Raw genomic sequence first — 19,520 nt, 5'->3', positions numbered from 1 at the left:
AATGGCACAACGATTAGCAGCAGCTCGGACACCACAAGCGACTCCGAGCAAATTTGATTTAAAAGGTTTTCTGCATTTGATTCGACAAACCGCACCGCGCTACTGGCAACTCTGGCTAGGGTTAGTCTTAGGACTATTAGCGACTGGGGCACAGTTATTAGTGCCGAAGTTTGCCCAAACGTTAATTAATGGCTTTAGTCACGGCATCAATCAAACCTTGTTAGTTGGGGTAATTGGCTTATTCCTATTGAGCGCGGTGATTAGCGCGCTTTCTGGGACACTACTTGGAATCTTTGGTGAAAATGTGGTCGCCAATTTACGGTCAACACTGTGGCACAAATTGGTTCGCTTACGGGTGTCCTATTTTGACAACGTCAAGACGGGTGAGATGACCTCACGGCTGGTCAACGATTCGACGCAGGTCAAGGAATTACTAGCCAACTCATTTCCACAAATGGTCACGTCACTGATGCAACTTGTTGGCGCGTTAGTCATTATGGCGTTGATGGATTGGAAAATGACACTAATTATGGCGGTCGCTGTGCCAATTGTGTTATTGATTATGTTTCCGATTATGAAAGCTACCGGGAGAATTGGACGGCAGCGGCAAGATGCGTTAGCGGATTTTAATGGCACGGCGGATGAGACTCTGAGTGAAGTTCGGCTAGTTAAATCATCGAACGCTGAAGATTTTGAAACTGAGACTGGCGCGGGACAAATCAAAAAGCTTTACCAGATTGGTCTAAAAGAAGCGATTTATGATTCCGTGACTGGTCCGGTCATGACAGCTAGCATGATGGCCTTGTTTGTCGGCGTGTTGGTCTATGCGGCAGCTCGAGTCGCTAGCGGTACGATGACGATGGGCACATTGGTTTCATTTCTGATGTATCTTTTTCAAATTATTGGTCCAGCAGGAACTTTAGGGCAATTCTTTACAACCTTATCAAAAGCGAGCGGTGCGACTGAAAGAATTCGTGACTTATTAAATGAACCGGAAGAAGCATTGACTGCCGGTGAAAGTCACTCAGTGGCGAACCAAACTTTGGCGATGTCACAGGTGGACTTTGCTTATGCAGACGATGGACAACCGGTGTTACGTGATGTGAACTTTGAAGCCAAACCCAATACGGTCGTTGCGTTTGCGGGACCATCAGGTGGTGGTAAATCAACCATTTTCGGTTTACTAGAACGTTACTATGAACCAACTAGTGGTCAGGTCACAATTGGCGGCAAGAATGTTGCTGACCTTAATTTGACGGATTGGCGGTCACAAATTGGTTACGTCAGCCAAGATTCGGCGATTATGGCGGGAACAATTCGGGATAATTTAACTTATGGCTCAAAACAGTCCTTTACTGACGATGCATTGTGGCATGTTTTGAAGCTGGCTTCTGCGGATAAATTTGTGCGCGAGATGGCGGCTGGCTTAGATACCCAAGTTGGTGAACGTGGGGTGAAAGTCAGTGGCGGTCAACGGCAACGGTTGGCGATTGCGCGTGCATTCTTGCGTGATCCCAAGATTTTGATGCTGGACGAAGCTACGGCCAGTCTTGATTCAGAGTCAGAAGCAATGGTGCAACAAGCTTTGGGCGAATTGATGAAGGGGCGGACAACCTTAGTCATCGCACATCGTTTAAGCACCATTGTGGATGCAGACAATATTTACTTTATCGAAAATGGGCATGTTAGCGGTCACGGCAGCCATCAAGAACTAATGGCAAATACGCCGTTGTACCGCGATTATGTCAAAATTCAATTTAAAGAATAATCGTTAAAACCGACCTGTCTCGATGGACCTTTTCAGTCGCCTTTCCAAGTAAACAATTATAAAATTAACAATAAAGTTTGAAAGATCAAAATCGCCAGTAACTACTGCCATGTCAATGCTTAGAGCATGAAAATTAGTTGATATGACCGCTTCCAGTCGCCACTGATAACATGCGGCCGTGGGACCGGATCAAGCCTGAGGAGCGTCTTGGTCCTCGTCCGGAACCCTTGCATGAATCGCAAGTGTCCCGGACCGTCCGTGGCGTAACGCCGGCAAGGAACATGCCGCCTCAACGCCACTTTCACGACCGATGCCATCAGCGGCGACTTCCAGCTAATTTAACTATTTTTAGACTAGATTTAGCGTAGGTATGCAGAATCGTTGTGCTGTGTCGGTAAGATTGGGCGGCGAATCTTAGCCGCCTAATCTTACAGGGCGATTTAAAGACGTGAATTATCGGCTTTAAATCGAAGTCGCAGACCGTACTATGGCTGCGACTGTCCCACTATAGCACAGCGATTCTGCATGCCGGAGCGGGATTACCACTAATTTGGCAGTGCCTGTTGCCTATATGACAGTGTTTACAAGTTCTTTTGTCCTTTCAACCTTCAAATTAACAGTAATTGTAGCAGGATAAGGGGAGTTAATCATGGTGATGCGAGATTTGAATATTGGGACAAAGATTGGATTGGCGCTGTTGTCCAATAAATGGCATGCCTTAGCACTGAGCCAGTTGCAGGCAACCCCGGTGGACTTCATGATTTTGCGACGGCAAATCCGTGGCCTATCAACCCTCAAGTTGTTGACGGTTTTAGTGAAGTTAGAACAACTGGGCTTAGTGGTTTCGACACCGGCATATGCCTACGGATTAACGGCTGAAGGTCTGGTCTTACAACATGATTTGGCCCATTTAGAAGCATGGGGCGACCGGGTGATTACCGAAATGGCCTAGGCACAAAGAGGTTAAAAGTTACATCGTTCCAGTTTAAAAAACACGATTTGACTTGGCGTTATGCCGATCAAATCGTGTTTTTGACTTATTTACCATATTTGGCGAGGACTGGGCCAACCGTCGCGACATACTCGCGATCGCCGAGCGTGTTCGGATGCAAGTTGTCGTCGGCAAACCAGTTATCATTGTCTTGACTGACATAAAGCCAGTCGACGAGATGGACATTCGTGTATTTTTTGGCCGCCGCGGCAATCAGCTGATTGTTCGGATCTTGCCAAGCTTTGCCGGGAACTCGGGTGTTGACCCAAAAGATTTCATGGCTAGCCCCAATTTGATCAATAATGCCGTCAATCGTGGTGGTATCAGTGGGGCCATTTGTGCCTAAATTAATCAGGACATTCTTAGCCATCGCTTGATCAGTTTGCAGCTGGGTAATGATCGCCGGCGCGGCAGCGACTTGACGACCAATTTTGGCATTGACGTTAAACGATCCGATAACTTGTTTTAAGTCACCGGTAGTACGAACCATAATGGAATCGCCAATTCCCGTGACTTTGAGCTGATTGAGCTTTTTAAGTTGTGCCGTTGAAAGCTGATACTTTTGTCCCAGTTTAGAATTGGCTACGTCGCGGCTGTCATCCTTAGTTTTAGGATGACCAGTAATAAAGTTACTAATGGTGATGACGCGACTTTTAATGGCCGGGGTCGGAATGATCAGCGCACCGCCAATAAAGATGATCGCAAAAAGGGCAATTAACCCGTAAATTAATTTTTGATGTTTCATAAGAACCTCCTTGGACGTTCTTAGATTAGCCTAGTGGTCAAGACCTGTCAATTGCCAGTAGTGAACTTGGTTAACAGTAAGGCACTACTGGCTTGAAAAAGGGCTTTGTTAGGTGACTTACCGAGCTGTTTTACAGACGTCCCTTGGAAAGTTAGCCAAGTCTTGTTAGACTAAACTGAAAGCGACTTGGAGGGGTGGTTACGTGCAAAAAAAGACAATGGGGCTCATCTTAGCGAGTGCTGGCCCATTTTTATGGGGAAGTTCCGGGACCGTTGCCCAACATTTATTTAATACGACTGCGATTTCACCGCTGTGGTTAGTCTCGATTCGAATGCTCATCTCGGGAATTTTATTGATTTTGTATGGGTTAAGTCGTCGGGCGCCGGTGTTTGCAGTGTTCCAGCAACCACGGGCGACTGTGAAATTAGTGGCCTTTAGTTTACTGGGCATGGCATCCGTGCAATTGACCTATTTTATGGCGATTAGCACGGGGAATGCGGCCACCGCGGCAATCCTACAATTTCTATCGCCGGTCATTATTATTCTCTTCTTAGCTTGTGTTAATTGGGCTTGGCCCAGTAAGGTTGATGTGATTTCAGTCGTCTCGGCGATTCTTGGAACCATTTTGATCGTAACGGAGGGACACTTAAATTCGCTGGCATTACCGGTCGCGGCGGTTGTCTGGGGATTGCTTGCCGCAGTTGGGGCGGCAGTGTATACGTTGATGCCCCAAACGTTGCTGAAGACTTACGGGTCGATTGCCATCGTCGGCTGGTCCATGCTGATTGGTGGGCTGATTGTTTCCGTGGCAACTCAGGCCTGGCGTCACTTCCCGAGCCTGTCACCATTTTCTTGGTTGGAAGTCGCGTTTGTCGTCATATTTGGAACGATGTTGGCCTATTTATTTTTCTTGCAAAGTTTGGAAGCCATTATGCCGACGACCGCCAGCGTCCTTGGTGCAATTGAACCGTTGGCGGCGACCATTTTGAGTGTGTTGTTCCTAAACGTGACCTTTAACTTTTATGGTATTTTGGGAGCTATCATGATTGTTGGGGTTACGATGTTACAATTCATGGTTGCGAAAAAGGCCGGTTTTAGTGACTAACTTGGCTTGAAAACAGTATTGGACACAACTAAAAAGAGGTTATTAAAATGGTTAAATCAAAACAACTTTACTTTCTATGTACCGGTAATGCTTGCCGCAGTCAAATGGCAGAAGGATTTGCCAAGCAGCTATTACCGGCAAATTGGACAATTCAATCCGCCGGTGTGGAGACCCATGGCTTGAATCCAACCGCGGTTAAAGTCATGGCAGAAGTGGGAATCGATATTTCAGGTCAACAGTCTAAATTGATTGAACCGACTTATTTACAACAATGTGACTTGGTGATTACCTTATGTGGTGATGCCCGTGATCGTTGCCCGGTAACCCCGGCCACAGTGCAAAAATTGCATTGGCCGTTACCCGATCCCGCCCAGGCAACCGGTACTCCGGCCGCACAATTGGCAGTCTTTCGGCAAGTGCGCGATGAGATTAAACGACGGGTACTGACCTTGGTGCCAGCTCAACAAATTAATTAAGTTAGCCAGAGAAATGGGACTAGTGCTCAAAAAACAAAAAAACTAACGGTCAAATCCTGCTGAGAAAATCAAGCACGACTTGACCGTTAGTTTTTTTGTCTAATTTCAGCAAGGCTCAGCCCAAGTACGTAAATTATTCTAAAGTCATTAAACGACTGCGACGAGTAGGATTTAAGTGAGTAGTCACTCGCTTTTTTTGACTAAAAACGCTAAAATGAGTTGACACTCACTTAAGGCTGCGTATAATAGTTTTTGTTAGGTGAGTAACCACTTACTCACTAATTGATGAAAGTGAAAAAGATTGAATTTATTAGGAGGCATACTCATGAGTCAGGCAATTATTGATTTACAACATCTGGCCAAGAAGTTTGGCAATCAGACGGTGTTGAAAGATATTAATTTAACCGTTAATCCGGGTGAAATTGTTGGGTTAATCGGACCATCAGGGGCCGGCAAGTCAACGGTCATTAAAGTTACACTGGGCATGGAAGTGACTAGTGGGGGTTCAGCCAAGGTTTTTGGCACGGTGATGCCTAATCGCCAATTATTAGGGCGAATCGGGTACATGGCACAAACCGATGCCTTGTATGACACCTTAACTGGCCGTGAAAATTTAAAGTTTTATGGCTTGATGAAGGGCATCGCGAAGGCGGATATGACCCGAGAAGTTGATTATGTCGCTAAAGTCGTTGATTTAACAGCTGATTTGAACAAACGCGTTTCCGGCTATTCTGGCGGGATGATGCGGCGATTATCCTTAGCCATTGCCTTACTTGGCAAACCCGATTTATTGATTTTGGATGAACCAACTGTTGGGATTGATCCGGCCTTACGCCGCCAAATTTGGGCTGAGCTTGGTCGCATTCGTGATGAGGGCCGCAGTATTTTAATTACCACCCATGTCATGGATGAAGCAGAGTTGTGCGGACGGGTCGCCTTATTACTCGACGGCAAAGTGATGGCGTTTGATGCGCCAGCCGCCCTGGAACAACAATATCAAGTGAAGACGATTGAAGATGTCTTTTTGAAGGCGGAGGGTGTTGAATAATGCGAACAATTGGAATTATGAACCGGGTGCTCAAAGAACTATTTCGGGATAAACGGACGCTAGCCCTGATGTTCCTCGCACCAATTTTAATTATGTTACTGATGAGCGTCATTTTTAATACAAATTCGTCAACGGATGTGTCGATTGGAACCATTTCGGTCAGTCATAAGCTAAACCAACAAATGGCCGATATTAAGCATGTGACAGTCAAAACTTACGACACCAAAAGCGCTGCTAAAAAAGCGTTAAAGAATGAAAAAATTGATGCCATTGTTAAGAAAAATGGCAGTAATTACAGTTTGACGTACGCGAACACGGATTCAACGAAAACCGCTACCGTCAAATTAGCCTTTAAGAATGCGTTGACGGCCACGAGCATTAATCAGTTGAAGTCTGCGTTGACGAAGAGCACTAAGGCAACCGTGAAGTTACAAGCACAACTGCAAGCGATTCAAAAGCAACAGGCTGCGGCGACGGCTAGTGCTAAAGCTGGCAGTGCTGCCACAGCGGCACAACAGGCAACGTCAACCAAAGCTACTTCGACGACGATGGCGACCAAGAGTACGAGTCAAAAGACGCCTAAAATTACTAATCACTACGTTTATGGCGATAAGGATACTGGCTATTTTGCTAAGATGTTGCCAATTCTGATGGGCTTTTTCGTCTTCTTCTTCGTCTTCTTGATTTCTGGGATGGCACTATTAAAAGAACGGACGACGGGAACTTTGGATCGCTTGTTGGCAACGCCAGTTAAACGGTCGTCAATCGTCTTTGGCTACATGTTAAGCTACGGTGTGTTAGCCGTGATTCAAACCATCTTAATTGTGCTTGTGACCGTTTGGCTGCTCGGAATTGAAGTCGTTGGGAATATGGCGAGCGTGATTGTCATTAATTTAATTTTGGCATTAGTCGCGTTAGCTTTCGGAATTTTGCTCTCAACGTTTGCAAACTCTGAGTTCCAAATGATGCAATTCATTCCACTAGTCATTGTGCCACAGGTCTTCTTCTCAGGCATTATTCCATTGGATTCGATGGCTGCTTGGGTTAAGGACATTTCCTACATTATTCCAATTAAGTATGCTGGGGATGCCGTTACTGACATTATCATGCGCGGAACGTCAATTTGGCATTTAGGCTTCGATATTGGAATTTTACTGATTTTCTTAGTCGTCCTAACGGTACTAAATATCGTTGGTTTGAAGCGTTATCGGAAAGTTTAAGCACTGATGACTAGCGAGTGGAGGTGTGACTAGTGGCAGTTGATATCTTTGTGAATTATCAGGATTGGCTTGATCAGCAGACGATGCCCAAGGGACAAAAAGCAGCGTTAGTGGCGGCGATGACCTTATTTGCTGAGCGGGGCTTTGATGGAACTGCGACGAGTGATATTGCGAAACAAGCCGGGATTAGTCAAGCAACTATTTTTAAATACTATCATACGAAACAAGATTTGCTCGTGGCGGTAGTTAAACCAGTAATGTCACACTTTTTTCCAAAATATCGGGATCAGTTCTTTGCTGGTTTAGCCAGCTGTTCAACGTTGGAAGCGATGGTCCATTTTATCGTGACTGACCGTTACCACTTTATCATGGCTAACCTCGAGGCGGTAAAAATTATTGTCGTTGAACTATTGACTAGCAGTGATATTCGACAGTTATTAAAAGCGTTGCTGCTGACGGATGATACTGACTTTTTAGCGAAATTGCTTGAATTGTTCCGGCGAATGCCAGCGTTACGAGCGGACATTAATGCAGTTGACCTCTTACGGATTATCGCCGGTCAGTTAATTTGTTATATTGTTCAAGCCCATTATGTGCCAGGACTGTTACAAGGTGAACAGCAGGATCTTTCAAAGCTGGTAGCGCAAATTGTCCGAGAAATCAGTCAAGTCGAGTTGCCCGACAGTGAGCCGGTTTGACCAGCATAATCAGCTGGTTATGGTCAAAATTAAAGTTGATTAGAAGGTCATAAACTGACGGTCCAGTAATCTTTGCCAGCCCATAACTGTGGCGAGCGGTATTGTTGGTTGGCGCGGATGACGCGGATGTTCTATACTATAATGAGCGTTTTTATAAAATTGTGAGGGATTAGCATGCAAGTTAATAATGTCGAGGAGCTTTTTGAAAAGACCCTCCAGGAGTCAGAACTGACTCAAAAACAGCAAGCGGTCTTAAGTGTTAGCCTCAATTTATTTGCAGAGCAAGGCTTTGACCGGACGAGTACGAGTGAAATTGCCAAGGGTGCTGGTGTTTCTGAAGGCACTGTTTTTAAACAGTTCAAAACTAAGGATGGCATTCTAAAGGCACTAATGGACCCGATGTTGGATCAAGTGGTTCCAATGGCCGCGGCGGAATTTTTGACGGAAATCAAGACGTCACAGATTCAAGATTTCGAGGGTTTCATTACTTATGCGATTCAGGATCGGATGACCTTTGCGTTAGCAAATCAAAAATTATTGAAGGTGTTTGCACAAGAGATTGTGCGCAAACCGGAAATTATTCAAAATTTATCGGGGAAGTTACAACTATTAATTGAAGGTAAAGTTGGCGAGTATTTTAGTTATTTTCAACAGACCGGCCAGATTGTGGATTGGCCAGTAGCCCGAATTGCTCGTTACATTATTGGCACACTAGCGAGTTATGTGGTGCCACAAATGTTACTGGGTGTCGATAAAAACTTCGATATTGAACAAGCTAGCCGCGATGCTGCACACTTTTTAGCCCGCGGTTTGGCGCCTGAAAAATAAACTTTAAGACAACTAGCGTTCATAAAAATTGAACGCTAGTTTTTTTGTCGCTAATGTTTTTAATTGACAGTGGCCATATCTAAAGATATTATGTATCCATGGATATTAAATGTCTTTAGAAAGCGAGCTGGCAAAATGAAAACAACAGTTGTGTTATTCGGTGGTAATGGTTATATTGGTCGTGAACTAACGCGGCAGTGGCAACAAGTAGAGGCTCAAGCTGAGTTTTGGATTGTTTCGCGCTCAGGTCATAATGACTTGCAAGCGACCAATGTGCATAATTTGGCTTTAGATTTGACTGATTTAGCAGCCGTGAAAGCAGCGCTGCCAACTAAAATTGATTATATAGTTGATTTAATTGGCCGGCCAGACGCCGATACAAGGCAACAATTGGCGATAAATCAAGCACCGGCACTTGTGATGCAGCAGTTGGCAGAAGATTATCATGTTCGAGCGATGGGATTCGTGGGTGGTAAGCTGGGACCGAAATCATTTGTTGCGTTGAAAGCAAGCATTATTCAACGCTTGAGGACCAGTGAGCTGCCATTGGCTGTCGTTGAACCGACGCTAGTTTATGGCGCAGGTCGGCATGATTCGATGAGTCGGCTAGTACCGTTGTTGAAAATTGGTGGTCTATTTAACGCTAATTTGAAACCGGTCATGGTGGCGACAGTTGCCGCACAATTATTGGCTAAGTTGCAGGAAGTCGGGAGCCAGAAAGACTAAGTCACTGCGAATAATTAGGAGTTAAAACGAAGAATTGGGAAGTGTTTAGCTTGAAGATTAGTAAAAGTGTGGAACAAGGCATCTATGTCGTGCTGATGCTCGCATTACAAAAAGATCATACGCCGTTGAAGAGTCAACTGTTGAGTCAGCAATTAGGTGTCTCAGATTCATATTTGAAAAAGATTTTACGAAAATTAGTAATTGCGGGACTCATTGATTCAAGCGCCAGCAAGGACGGTGGGTTTGTCTTAAAGCGATCCGTTGAAGAAATTAGTTTGTTAGATGTCGGTCAAGCTGTTGAACAATTAGGAACACTCCAAATGCCGACCCGTCATTTGGCAGCAAAACTATTCCCGGGACGTCCCAGTCATATCGAACATAGTGAGGCGACGGCCAAGGCTGCCTTTGAAAAGGCAGCGACGGCCTTCGACCAAACACTGGCAACCGTGCCGCTAAGCCAACTATTGGAACAGAATAGTTATCAAAATGGGGTCGTTGATTGGGCGAGTTTAGCTGTGGCGAAGGATTAAGATAAGCATTACCTGTCATATAAAATGGTCAAATGCCAGTTTGCCACTGGTGTTTGGCTATTTTTTAGTTGTGACGACGCTTTCATGAAAAAGAACAGCTAAAACGGTTGACAGTTGCAAAGATCAATGGTTAAATTAAAGACATTCTCACATAGCTCTAATCTAATTTTTATTAATTAAGTGGAGGCCATACATATGTCACAATCAACTGATGCAACATCAACACATAGCATGACGACGATGGATTACGTCTATAAAGTTTCTGCCGGAGTTTCCAATGCCATTCTGGTTTGTTTGGGAATCGGCTTGTTACTGCAATCATTAGCTAATTTTGTCCATTGGCAGGCATTGTATCAAATTGGTGGGATTGCGCAAGTTTTGCTCGGACCGGCTTTTGGCGTTGCCATCGCCACGATGTTAAATAGTAATACTTTAGTGACGTTTAGCGCGATGATTTCTTCAACGATCGGTGCGAATGCCGTCTTCTTCTCTCAGAGCAGTACGACTGGGGTGACTGCGACCGGTCATACATTAGTCCAGCTTGCCCAAAGTCCGATGTTTTCAACGGGTCAGCCGATTTCGGCGGTTGCAGCGGGTTTAGTTGCCGTTTTGGTTGGCAATTACTTAACTGGTAAGACCCCACTTGACATGATGCTGGTGCCGCTAGCGGCGACGTTTGTTGGGGCGGTCGTTGGTTTAGGTTTAGCAGCAGTGACGACACCCGCCTTGGTTTGGCTAAGTCATTTTATCGCCGCATCCATGAAAGTCAATCCATTGATTGGGTCGATGGCAGTTTCCTTAGCATGGGCGCTGTTTCTAATGACACCAGCGTCGTCGGCCGCTTTAGCGGTGGCGGTCATGTTGGATCCCGTTTCATCAGGTGCCGCGTTGATTGGGACGACCGCGCAATTCGTTGGGTTTACCGTAATGTCATTTCGGCAAAATAATATTGGGGCAAACATTGCCCAAGGGATTATCACGCCAAAAGTCCAATTTCCAAATTTGCTCGTGAATCCGCGGTTAGCGATTCCACCAATGGTCGCCGCAATCGTGTCGGCACCAATTGCGACCATTGTGTTTAATTTCTCGACGTCATACAAGTTGGCGGGGTTGGGGCTGAATTCATTAATTGCACCGATTACACTGGCTTCAACGAACATGACGAGCTTTCTCGTCTACCTGTTGACGGGAGTTCTGATTCCCGCCGTAATTACGGTAGTATTGTATCGCGTCTTAATCGCGGCCAAATGGGTTGAGTCACAACAGCTTCAATTGGAAATTGTTTAGTTTAAAAAGCGTACGCATTGTGGCGTACGTTTTTTTGCGTTCAGGGACAATTAACATTTTTATAATTAGGTTACAATGCTTTTTTTGTTTTGCCGATTAATGAATTAGGTCGTGTACAATTTTTAATACCTTGCCAAGCTTGTTATACTAGAAGATGTAGGAGCGGGGGATTTTATGCAGAATGAAGTTAAAGGAATTGTTTCAGAGTTAACCCAAGATTTTATGGGATCGAAAGTTACCGGTAGCGCTGAAATCAAGGCGGCACTACAACAGGTTGCTGAACGTCTAGCTACGCAAAAAGAGGTTGACTTAGTCTTAGTGGATCGATTGGCAAACTATATTACTTATACGGTATTTATTAATAAAATTCGGTTAACACGAACACAAAATTTATTGTTAAGTCAGTTGATGAGCATTGGCCGAACTAGCAGTATTGAAGGTAGTTTTCGGGAACATCGGTTTGATGCCTCAAAATTTGAGTAGCGTGTCAATCTAATTGAAACGATTAAGGTGGTGGTTAGCGTGCAGCAATTAAAAGCATTTTTTAAAACCGTATTAACGGCTGGGACGTTAATGGTCGCAATGCTTTGTATTTATCGAACTGTTTTAAAAACACTTAAATAAATTTCTGAACCCGTGCTTGTGGCTAACCATGAGCACGGGTTTAGTTTACAACTAACCCTTTCATATGTTAATATCAACATATGAAAGGGATGACATGTGAAATGGGGACACCAATTTTAATTGAGCCTAAAAAGTTGCAGGAGTCGGATCGCATTTTTAAATTATTGAGCAATCCGACACGACTGCAATTACTGTACGTGTTAGAGCAACAGGACTTAAATGTCGGTGAACTGGGGGCACTACTACAGTTGGAGCAATCAGTAATTTCGCACCAATTGGCATTGTTGCGCAAACATCAGTTAGTGAGTGCTCACAAAGTCGGTAAGGCGAGTTATTATCGCTTAGATGATCCACATATTTTGGACGTTATTAACGAAATGCTTGCTCACGCGGATCATGTTGTCCGGGGGGTTAAGCATGGTAACTAAAACAAAATTGGTACAACAAAGTATTCGAACTGAAATCTTTTCGACTGCTTGGATGGCATTTGAATTTATCGTTGGGTTGACTGCGGGGTTGCAGGCGGGCTCTATCTTGTTGATTGCCTTTGGCCTGGATAGCTTTTTAGAGATTATTGCGGGATCAACACTAATCTGGCGATTACGCAAAGAGGCGAATGGTGCGTCTGAGACAGATATTGAACAAGCCGAACGAAGCTCATCACTAGTCGTTGGGACCGTTTTATTAGCCTTAGCAATTTATGTGACGGCTGTCTCTAGTTACAATTTGATCACCCATCAAGTTGCGAGTGAGAGCCCGATGGGAATGGCCATCGCGATTGCCTCGGTTATTCTCATGCCGGTCTTAACTTGGCGCAAACGCAAGTTGGGTCATGCGTTAGCGTCGCCAGCATTGGTTGAAGATGGCATGTGTAATATTACCTGTGCTTATATGGCCGGAACGGTTTTGATTGGCGCGATTGTCACCGCCTGGCTTAATTGGTGGTGGGCCGATTCGGTCGCGGCCTTAATTTTAGTTTACTTTATTGCCAGTGAAGGCTGGGAATCATTTCAAGCTGGACGGGGGAAGACCGACTAGTCGTTAGCTTTGGACACGATTGGCAACAGCTAAATAATTAAATTCATCTTGTTGAGGGACAGTAAATTGTCCCTTTTTTTGTCGTTATGAACCTTTGTTGCTTAGTTATCGAATTTAATCAAGCAATATTTTAATATTCAAATACGGAATAACAGGCCCGCCGATTTCGAATTGATAACGTTTTCCACCGGCCGTATGATTAAGCTGTAAATTTTAAGGGAGATGACAAGTATGGCAGAAGAACCATGGGACTTACGTCGTGTGCTTGACGAGCTCAAGGATGATCCGAAGAACTATCATGAAACCGATGTTCCCGTTGATCCTAACGCTGAACTTTCTGGTGTTTATCGTTATATCGGTGCTGGTGGTACCGTTGAGCGACCAACTAAAGAAGGTCCCGCGATGATGTTTAATAATGTGAAAGGTTTTCCTGATACCCGCGTCTTAATCGGCTTAATGGCCAGTCGACGCCGAGTTGGTAAGATGTTTCATCACGATTATCAAACGCTTGGTCAATTTTTAAACGAGTCCGTTTCTAATCCAATCGCACCGGTGACGATAAAAGAAGCCGACGCACCAACACACGAAGTTGTTCACAAGGCAACTGACGCCGATTTTGATATTCGCAAGTTGGTTGCGGCACCGACCAATACACCGCAAGATGCCGGGCCATATATTACCGTTGGGGTAGTCTTCGGCTCTAATATGGATAAATCGAAGAGCGATGTCACGATTCACCGGATGGTCTTGGAAGACAAGGATAGATTAGGCATTTACATCATGCCTGGTGGTCGTCATATTGGCGCGTTTGCGGAAGAATATGAAAAAGCCAACAAGCCAATGCCTATCACAATTAATATTGGGTTAGACCCGGCCGTCACAATTGGCGCAACCTTTGAGCCACCGACCACGCCATTCGGCTATAACGAATTAGGCGTTGCTGGCGCGATTCGGAAACAAGCCGTGCAATTAGTCGATGGCTTGACGGTTGATGAAAAAGCCATTGCGCGTTCTGAATACACCTTGGAAGGCTACATCATGCCTAACGAGCGAATTCAAGAAGACATCAATACGCATACTGGTAAAGCAATGCCCGAATTTCCTGGTTATGATGGTGATGCTAATCCGGCCTTACAAGTGATTAAAGTAACCGCAGTTACGCATCGTAAAAATGCGATCATGCAATCGGTGATTGGACCGTCTGAAGAACACGTCAGCATGGCCGGAATTCCGACTGAAGCAAGTATCTTACAACTGGTTGACCGCGCCATTCCTGGTAAAGTGAAAAACGTCTACAATCCGCCAGCTGGTGGTGGGAAGTTAATGACCATCATGCAAATTCACAAGGAAAATGAAGCCGATGAAGGGATTCAACGCCAAGCTGCGTTATTAGCTTTCTCAGCATTCAAGGAATTGAAGACCGTTATCTTAGTTGATGAAGATGTTGATATCTTTGATATGAATGATGTAATTTGGACGATGAATACGCGTTTCCAAGCCGATCAAGACTTAATGGTCTTATCCGGCATGCGTAATCATCCGTTAGATCCATCAGAACGGCCAGAGTACGATCCCAAATCAATTCGTTTCCGCGGAATGAGCTCGAAGTTAGTCATTGATGGCACCGTGCCATTTGATATGAAGGACCAATTCGAACGTGCCCAATTTATGAAGGTCGATGATTGGGAGAAGTATTTGAAGTAATCAGAGTGTGAACCAGCGCTGGTGAGCACGTTTCGACAATTAAGCTTAATCAGCCCCAATCCGTCAAACGGGACACTGATTCAGCCAAAGTTGTGAAAATAAAAATAAAAACGATTCATAGGATCCGCTAGTCCGACAAGGTCAAAAACTGCGCTGGGATAGCGGATTTTCTATGACTTAATTGAAAGGGGCAGTTTTTGCTCATGAATAAAAAGACGATTGGTTTTTTTAGCGGGATTGTCGTATTTGCACTCATCTATCTCATTCCAATTCCAGGTCTGTCTGCCAAAGGAAAGATGGATTTAGCCTTAAGTCTCATGACCGTCGTTTGGTGGGCCATGCAAATTGCCCAACCAGCTTTCGTCGGTGGGATTTATTTAATGTTACTAATAATTATGAACGTGGCAACACCCGTCCAAGTCTTTTCTTCCGCTTGGACAGGATCAATTATGTGGCTCGTGATTGGGGCCTATTTGATTGCCGGTGCCGTCAACGAATCTGGTTTGGGCCAGCGGATTGCATATGCCTTTATTATTAAATTTGTCCGAAGTTGGAAAGGGATCGTTATTTCGATCTTCGCGTTGACTTTTATCTTGGCGTTACTCATTCCACATCCATGGCCGCGAGCTTTCATGATTATGTCGGTGATTACCGTGGTCGCGGAAACGGCGCATATGCCTAAGCGCGATTTAGCTAAATTAGGTTTAGCGGTCTTTGCCGCATCATGTCCATTATCTGGGGTATTCTATACTGGCGATACGTCGCTAAATCCTTTAGCAGTCGCAGCTTCAGGGCAAACGGTCAACTTCGTGTCATATTTTGTCTATATGGGTGTGCCGATGATTATTGCGGCACTGTTGACGATGTTCTTGTTCTTATTTTTGTTCAAACCAACGCAAGAAGTGCATATTGACGTCGATGCTTTGAAAAAGCAACAAGCACAACTAGGTGGCATTACCGCTAAAGAAATTCGGACCATTATTTGGTTGATCATTGCGATCGGCTTGTGGTTAACGAGTGGGATTACTGGTTTGGATGTTGGTTGGTTGACTTTGATTGTGGCCTTGATGATGAGTTTACCAGTCGTGGGTGGCATTTTAACCGCCAAGTCCTGGGAAGGTGTGCCCGTTAATGTGCTCGTCTTCTTAACTTCCGCTATCGCCATCGGGAATGTTGGTAAAGTGACCGGCATGAACAGTTGGATTGCAAAAACGCTTATTCCAAATAATCTCCCAACAAATATCTACTTGTTGGCGATTGTCATTACGTTGTTTGCCATGATTATTCACATGTTTATGGGTTCAGTGATTGCAGTCATGGGAATTACGATTCCAGCATTTGTGGCCGCAACCGCGCACATGGGAATTAGCCCATTAGCCGTTTCGTTATTAGTTTTCTCAGTGACGAACTTACACTATATTTTGCCGTTCCATAACTTGGCAATTTTAGTTGGGAGTGACCCAGATACCGGTGGTGGCTACACGCAAAAAGATGTCATGCGTTTAGGGATTCCATTGACCGCTGTCGTATTTGTCGTCGCCATTGTTGAAATGTTCTGGTTCCATTTAGTTGGTTTAGCTTAACATGTTGGGGATTTTTTAAATCGCATTCACTAGTGTTTCTACTTGCCAAGCTGTCATGTTGACAACGGACATTTCTAAATCAGTGATTGTGGTGAGCGCTACGTCAGCCAGAATCGTTGTGCTATGTGGGACAGTCCCAGCCAAAGTACGGTCTGTGACTTCGATTCCAAGCCGATAACCCACGTCTTAGAATCGCCCAGTAAGATTAGGCGGCCAAGAACGCCGACCAATCATACTGTCACAGCACAATGATTCTAGCTGTCTTCGCTAAGCCCGATTAGCTGAAGGCTGGGACTGATAGCATCGGTCGTGATGGTGGCGTTAATCGGCTGTTCTTGCCGATTTTACGCCACGGACGGTCCGGGACACTTGTGTATTTTGCAAGGGTTTCGGGCGAAGTCCAAGACGACCTTGGCTTGGACTGGTCCCGCGACCGCATGTTATCAGTCCCAACCGGAAGCGGCAATCTTCAACTAATTTGTATAGCCGATTAGTGATACGGTGGGGTGTTTGCGAATTTTATGTTTTCAAACACTAATCATTAAGTCAAAGTAATTAAAAACAGCAACGCTGTCAGAAATTGGCAGGCATTGCTGTTTTGGCATTGGTCATTAAGTAATCAATTAAATTTGTCATGAGCTGGTTGCCGTCGCGTTGTGGATAAACAAAGTTCAGTTGACTCATAAATGGAATTGCAAACGAACGCATGACAAATTCATCGGTCATAAATGGCGCAACTGATTGTTTAAATAGGAAGGTCACATGATTAGTCCCAGGCAACATGCCCAAGAGGGTTTCGATGTGAGTACTTTCAAAGAAAACATGCGGTTTCAAACTTTGGCGGGCAAATAGGGCCATGATTGGTTCATAAACGCCAGAACCGGGTGGCAACGTCGCAATCTGGACATTCACGAGGTCTTGGACACGAATCACTGTTTGGCGCGTCAGTGGGTGATCGGCCGGTAAAATGATTTTTAGTTCATCTGAAAGTAAGGGCTGCTTTTGAAACTCAGTTGGCTGTAAGCCTTGGGTTTGCGTATCACGAATAATTGCGGCTTGAAATTCGCCAGCCAACAGGCGCTGTAAGACGCGGTTACCTTCGTCTTCAATTAATTGCAACCCAACATCTGATTGATTAGCGTCATAACTGGCGATTTTCTGGGCGATGTTATACTGACCAGAAATCGGAACTGAGCCAATTTTAAATTGATGTCGCGTGGTCGGCCGTTCAGGGGCAAGATCATGCATCATCGCCTCGTAATCACGAATCATCTTTAAAGCGTGATGGTAAAAGGTTTCGCCAGCGGGTGTAATTTGCAAATGCCGTTTATTATAAGTATCAATTAGTTTGATATTTAACTCGTTTTCAACCACCCGAATCCGTTTGGATAGTTCAGATTGTGACATATGGAGTTCGACTGCCGCGTTGGAAATGTGTCGCAATTCATAGACCATGATATAAGCTTGAATATCGTTAATCGTCAATTTTGTCACCGCTTTCTGTTGTTCGAAAGGCTTATCTTAAGTTTAACACGGCCGCTCAGATAAAGCGGTTAATCGTTGTCTTATTAACGAATTACTTAATAAAAAAATACTAAGAACTCGCTGCTTTCAGCCAAAATCACTTGCAAGTCTAAGACCTGAGAACGACAATATAACTGGCCTTTGAGGGAACGCTCACAAGTGCCAAATCAAGCTAATAAGGGGTTGAGTTCAATGATGATGACCGGGATTGTTTTCCTAGTTTTGTTGCTGGTAGGGATTTTATTAAGTGGGATTTTCTTCCGATATATGGATGCGAGTGCGGGCGTCTCGTTTGGCTCAATCAAGTTATCCGACTATCGGCTTGAATTCATTAATATTTTGCTGATGCTAGCAATTTTAGCATGGGCTTTAGTACTAATTCATTAATCTGATTATGAGTGAGCTGTCGTCAATTAACGGACGATGGCTTTTTTTTGCGCCTTTTCACGCGAAATACTTGCGTTAAGCCGGTGATAATCGCTATAGTGTTATTAACTTTGTAAAATAGGCGAATGGAGATGATCGGGGTGACCCAGTCAGCATATTGGAACCGGATTGCCGCGCAGGCCCAGGCGGAAGACCGGCCGTTTTTTAGTTTAGCACCGATGGAAGCTGTGACGGGTTCCGTTTTTCGACGCGTTGTGATGCGTGCAGCTGCACCAGATAATTTTTATACCGAATTCACGAATGCGTTAAGCATCACGCATCCTAAAGCAAAAGTCACAACGCGTGGACGGCTCTATATTGATCCGAGTGAAACGCCCAAGCCAATCGTGCAACTTTGGGGTAATTCTGGCGAAGATTTCGCGAAAGCGGCTAAAGAAGTTCAGCGACAAGGCTATGAAGCAATTGATATTAATATGGGCTGTCCGGACATGGCAGTCATCAAGAATCATAGTGGGAGTGACTTGATCCGCCATTTTGATACGGCAAAAGCGGTCATTGATGGTGCCCGTCAAGCGGACTTACCAGTTAGTGTGAAGACGCGGTTAGGTTTCGATCACTTGGAAGAGTATGAGACGTGGATCCCATTTTTGCTGAAACAACAAGTTCCCGTTTTGACCGTGCATGTGCGAACGCGCGCTGAAATGAGTAAGGTACCGGCGCACTATGACTTGATTGACCAGTTAGTCCAAATGCGTGACACGCTTGCACCTGACACGTTACTGCAAATAAACGGAGATATTCCAGACTATCAGGCTGGCATTAAGTTGGCGACTGAACATCCCGGTGTGGACGGCATCATGATTGGGCGTGGTATTTTTACGAATCCCTATGCGTTCGAAAAAGTGCCACAAGCGCACACGAGCCATGATTTATTGGAATTACTTCGTTATCAACTTGATCTATATGACCAATTTGTGGCAATGGGAATTCAAGGACACTTTGCACCATTACAACGTTTCTTTAAAATTTATGTTCGTGGCATGCGTGGCGCCGCGGAGATTCGCAATGCCTTGATGCAAACACAAACGACGGCCGAAGTGCGCACAATTATCGATCAGTTAGAAGCTGAAAATTAACGACAAAACGATCAGACTAGCAATAGGATGGTCGTTTTTATTTGCAAAAAAATACTGGAACAATAAGAAAAAGCGTTATTTTCGATTTGACTTGTTTTTAAA

General features: G+C 44.7%; 22 protein-coding genes. 19 read left to right on the top strand and 3 right to left on the bottom strand.

Annotation, left to right across the window (positions count from 1 at the left end; translation table 11 throughout):
* Position 1 precedes the first annotated feature (1 nt).
* Entirely contained in the window at positions 2–1,768 is a 1,767-nt protein-coding gene (locus FFM74_RS04340) for an ABC transporter ATP-binding protein (protein ID WP_137625405.1), read from the top strand.
* 649 nt (positions 1,769–2,417) lie between these two features.
* The gene (locus tag FFM74_RS04335) at positions 2,418–2,720 is read left to right on the top strand and encodes a winged helix-turn-helix transcriptional regulator (protein WP_137625404.1); all 303 of its coding nucleotides are present in this window, start codon (positions 2,418–2,420) and stop codon (positions 2,718–2,720) included.
* Positions 2,721–2,805: 85 nt separating this feature from the next.
* On the opposite strand, the gene FFM74_RS04330 is transcribed toward FFM74_RS04335, so the two are convergent.
* Complete coding sequence (locus tag FFM74_RS04330) at positions 2,806–3,504, bottom strand: SGNH/GDSL hydrolase family protein (RefSeq protein WP_137625403.1); 699 nt, start codon at positions 3,502–3,504, stop codon at positions 2,806–2,808.
* 202 nt (positions 3,505–3,706) lie between these two features.
* Between FFM74_RS04330 and FFM74_RS04325 the strand changes: the two genes are divergently transcribed.
* The 14 genes from FFM74_RS04325 to FFM74_RS04260 all read left to right on the top strand — a co-directional run bounded on the left by FFM74_RS04325 (position 3,707) and on the right by FFM74_RS04260 (position 16,371).
* A complete protein-coding gene (locus tag FFM74_RS04325) occupies positions 3,707–4,609 on the top strand; it encodes a DMT family transporter (RefSeq protein ID WP_137625402.1) in 903 nt (300 codons plus the stop codon).
* A 47-nt stretch (positions 4,610–4,656) separates the two neighbouring features.
* Entirely contained in the window at positions 4,657–5,085 is a 429-nt protein-coding gene (gene arsC, locus FFM74_RS04320) for an arsenate reductase (thioredoxin) (RefSeq protein WP_137625401.1), read from the top strand.
* A 325-nt stretch (positions 5,086–5,410) separates the two neighbouring features.
* Positions 5,411–6,133, top strand: a complete 723-nt coding sequence (locus FFM74_RS04315; RefSeq protein ID WP_137625400.1) for an ABC transporter ATP-binding protein — start codon at positions 5,411–5,413, stop codon at positions 6,131–6,133.
* A complete protein-coding gene (locus FFM74_RS04310; protein WP_137625399.1) occupies positions 6,133–7,353 on the top strand; it encodes an ABC transporter permease in 1,221 nt (406 codons plus the stop codon). Before FFM74_RS04315 ends, FFM74_RS04310 begins: the two co-directional genes overlap by 1 nt.
* A 32-nt stretch (positions 7,354–7,385) precedes the next feature.
* The gene (locus FFM74_RS04305) at positions 7,386–8,051 is read left to right on the top strand and encodes a TetR/AcrR family transcriptional regulator (protein ID WP_137625398.1); all 666 of its coding nucleotides are present in this window, start codon (positions 7,386–7,388) and stop codon (positions 8,049–8,051) included.
* A gap of 174 nt (positions 8,052–8,225) precedes the next feature.
* The gene (locus FFM74_RS04300; protein WP_137625397.1) at positions 8,226–8,879 is read left to right on the top strand and encodes a TetR/AcrR family transcriptional regulator; all 654 of its coding nucleotides are present in this window, start codon (positions 8,226–8,228) and stop codon (positions 8,877–8,879) included.
* Between the two features lie 135 nt (positions 8,880–9,014).
* Complete coding sequence (locus FFM74_RS04295) at positions 9,015–9,605, top strand: NAD-dependent epimerase/dehydratase family protein (RefSeq protein ID WP_137625396.1); 591 nt, start codon at positions 9,015–9,017, stop codon at positions 9,603–9,605.
* A 50-nt stretch (positions 9,606–9,655) separates the two neighbouring features.
* Positions 9,656–10,135, top strand: a complete 480-nt coding sequence (locus FFM74_RS04290; RefSeq protein ID WP_137625395.1) for an RrF2 family transcriptional regulator — start codon at positions 9,656–9,658, stop codon at positions 10,133–10,135.
* A 195-nt stretch (positions 10,136–10,330) separates the two neighbouring features.
* A complete protein-coding gene (locus tag FFM74_RS04285; RefSeq protein ID WP_137625394.1) occupies positions 10,331–11,422 on the top strand; it encodes a PTS sugar transporter subunit IIC in 1,092 nt (363 codons plus the stop codon).
* 174 nt (positions 11,423–11,596) lie between these two features.
* Positions 11,597–11,905: a bacteriocin immunity family protein gene (locus FFM74_RS04280; protein WP_137625393.1), complete on the top strand. Its 309-nt coding sequence runs from the start codon at positions 11,597–11,599 to the stop codon at positions 11,903–11,905.
* Positions 11,906–12,147: 242 nt separating this feature from the next.
* Entirely contained in the window at positions 12,148–12,474 is a 327-nt protein-coding gene (locus FFM74_RS04275) for an ArsR/SmtB family transcription factor (protein ID WP_171000651.1), read from the top strand.
* Complete coding sequence (locus tag FFM74_RS04270) at positions 12,464–13,084, top strand: cation efflux transmembrane domain-containing protein (RefSeq protein WP_414672071.1); 621 nt, start codon at positions 12,464–12,466, stop codon at positions 13,082–13,084. Before FFM74_RS04275 ends, FFM74_RS04270 begins: the two co-directional genes overlap by 11 nt.
* 231 nt (positions 13,085–13,315) lie before the next feature.
* On the top strand, positions 13,316–14,788 hold the full coding sequence (locus tag FFM74_RS04265; protein WP_137625391.1) for a UbiD family decarboxylase: 1,473 nt from the start codon (positions 13,316–13,318) through the stop codon (positions 14,786–14,788).
* A 203-nt stretch (positions 14,789–14,991) separates the two neighbouring features.
* Entirely contained in the window at positions 14,992–16,371 is a 1,380-nt protein-coding gene (locus FFM74_RS04260) for an SLC13 family permease (protein ID WP_137625390.1), read from the top strand.
* A gap of 15 nt (positions 16,372–16,386) precedes the next feature.
* Here the strand turns inward: FFM74_RS04260 and FFM74_RS13630 are convergent, their stop codons facing one another.
* Positions 16,387–16,554, bottom strand: a complete 168-nt coding sequence (locus FFM74_RS13630) for a hypothetical protein (protein ID WP_171000650.1) — start codon at positions 16,552–16,554, stop codon at positions 16,387–16,389.
* A gap of 129 nt (positions 16,555–16,683) precedes the next feature.
* Between FFM74_RS13630 and FFM74_RS13745 the strand changes: the two genes are divergently transcribed.
* Positions 16,684–16,848, top strand: coding sequence for a hypothetical protein (locus FFM74_RS13745; protein ID WP_223877155.1), 165 nt, complete (start codon positions 16,684–16,686; stop codon positions 16,846–16,848).
* Between the two features lie 96 nt (positions 16,849–16,944).
* On the opposite strand, the gene FFM74_RS04255 is transcribed toward FFM74_RS13745, so the two are convergent.
* Positions 16,945–17,865, bottom strand: coding sequence for a LysR family transcriptional regulator (locus FFM74_RS04255; protein WP_223877154.1), 921 nt, complete (start codon positions 17,863–17,865; stop codon positions 16,945–16,947).
* A gap of 222 nt (positions 17,866–18,087) precedes the next feature.
* Here FFM74_RS04255 and FFM74_RS04250 point away from each other — a divergent pair, with 222 nt between their 5' ends.
* Entirely contained in the window at positions 18,088–18,282 is a 195-nt protein-coding gene (locus tag FFM74_RS04250; protein ID WP_137625388.1) for a hypothetical protein, read from the top strand.
* 140 nt (positions 18,283–18,422) lie between these two features.
* Positions 18,423–19,418, top strand: coding sequence for a tRNA dihydrouridine synthase (locus FFM74_RS04245; protein WP_137625387.1), 996 nt, complete (start codon positions 18,423–18,425; stop codon positions 19,416–19,418).
* Positions 19,419–19,520: the final 102 nt, after the last annotated feature.

The organism is Lactiplantibacillus pingfangensis (assembly GCF_005404945.1).
GTDB classification, from domain to species: domain Bacteria; phylum Bacillota; class Bacilli; order Lactobacillales; family Lactobacillaceae; genus Lactiplantibacillus; species Lactiplantibacillus pingfangensis.
Note: the sequence above shows the minus strand (reverse complement) of the source record. Positions and strands in the feature narration are given on the sequence as shown.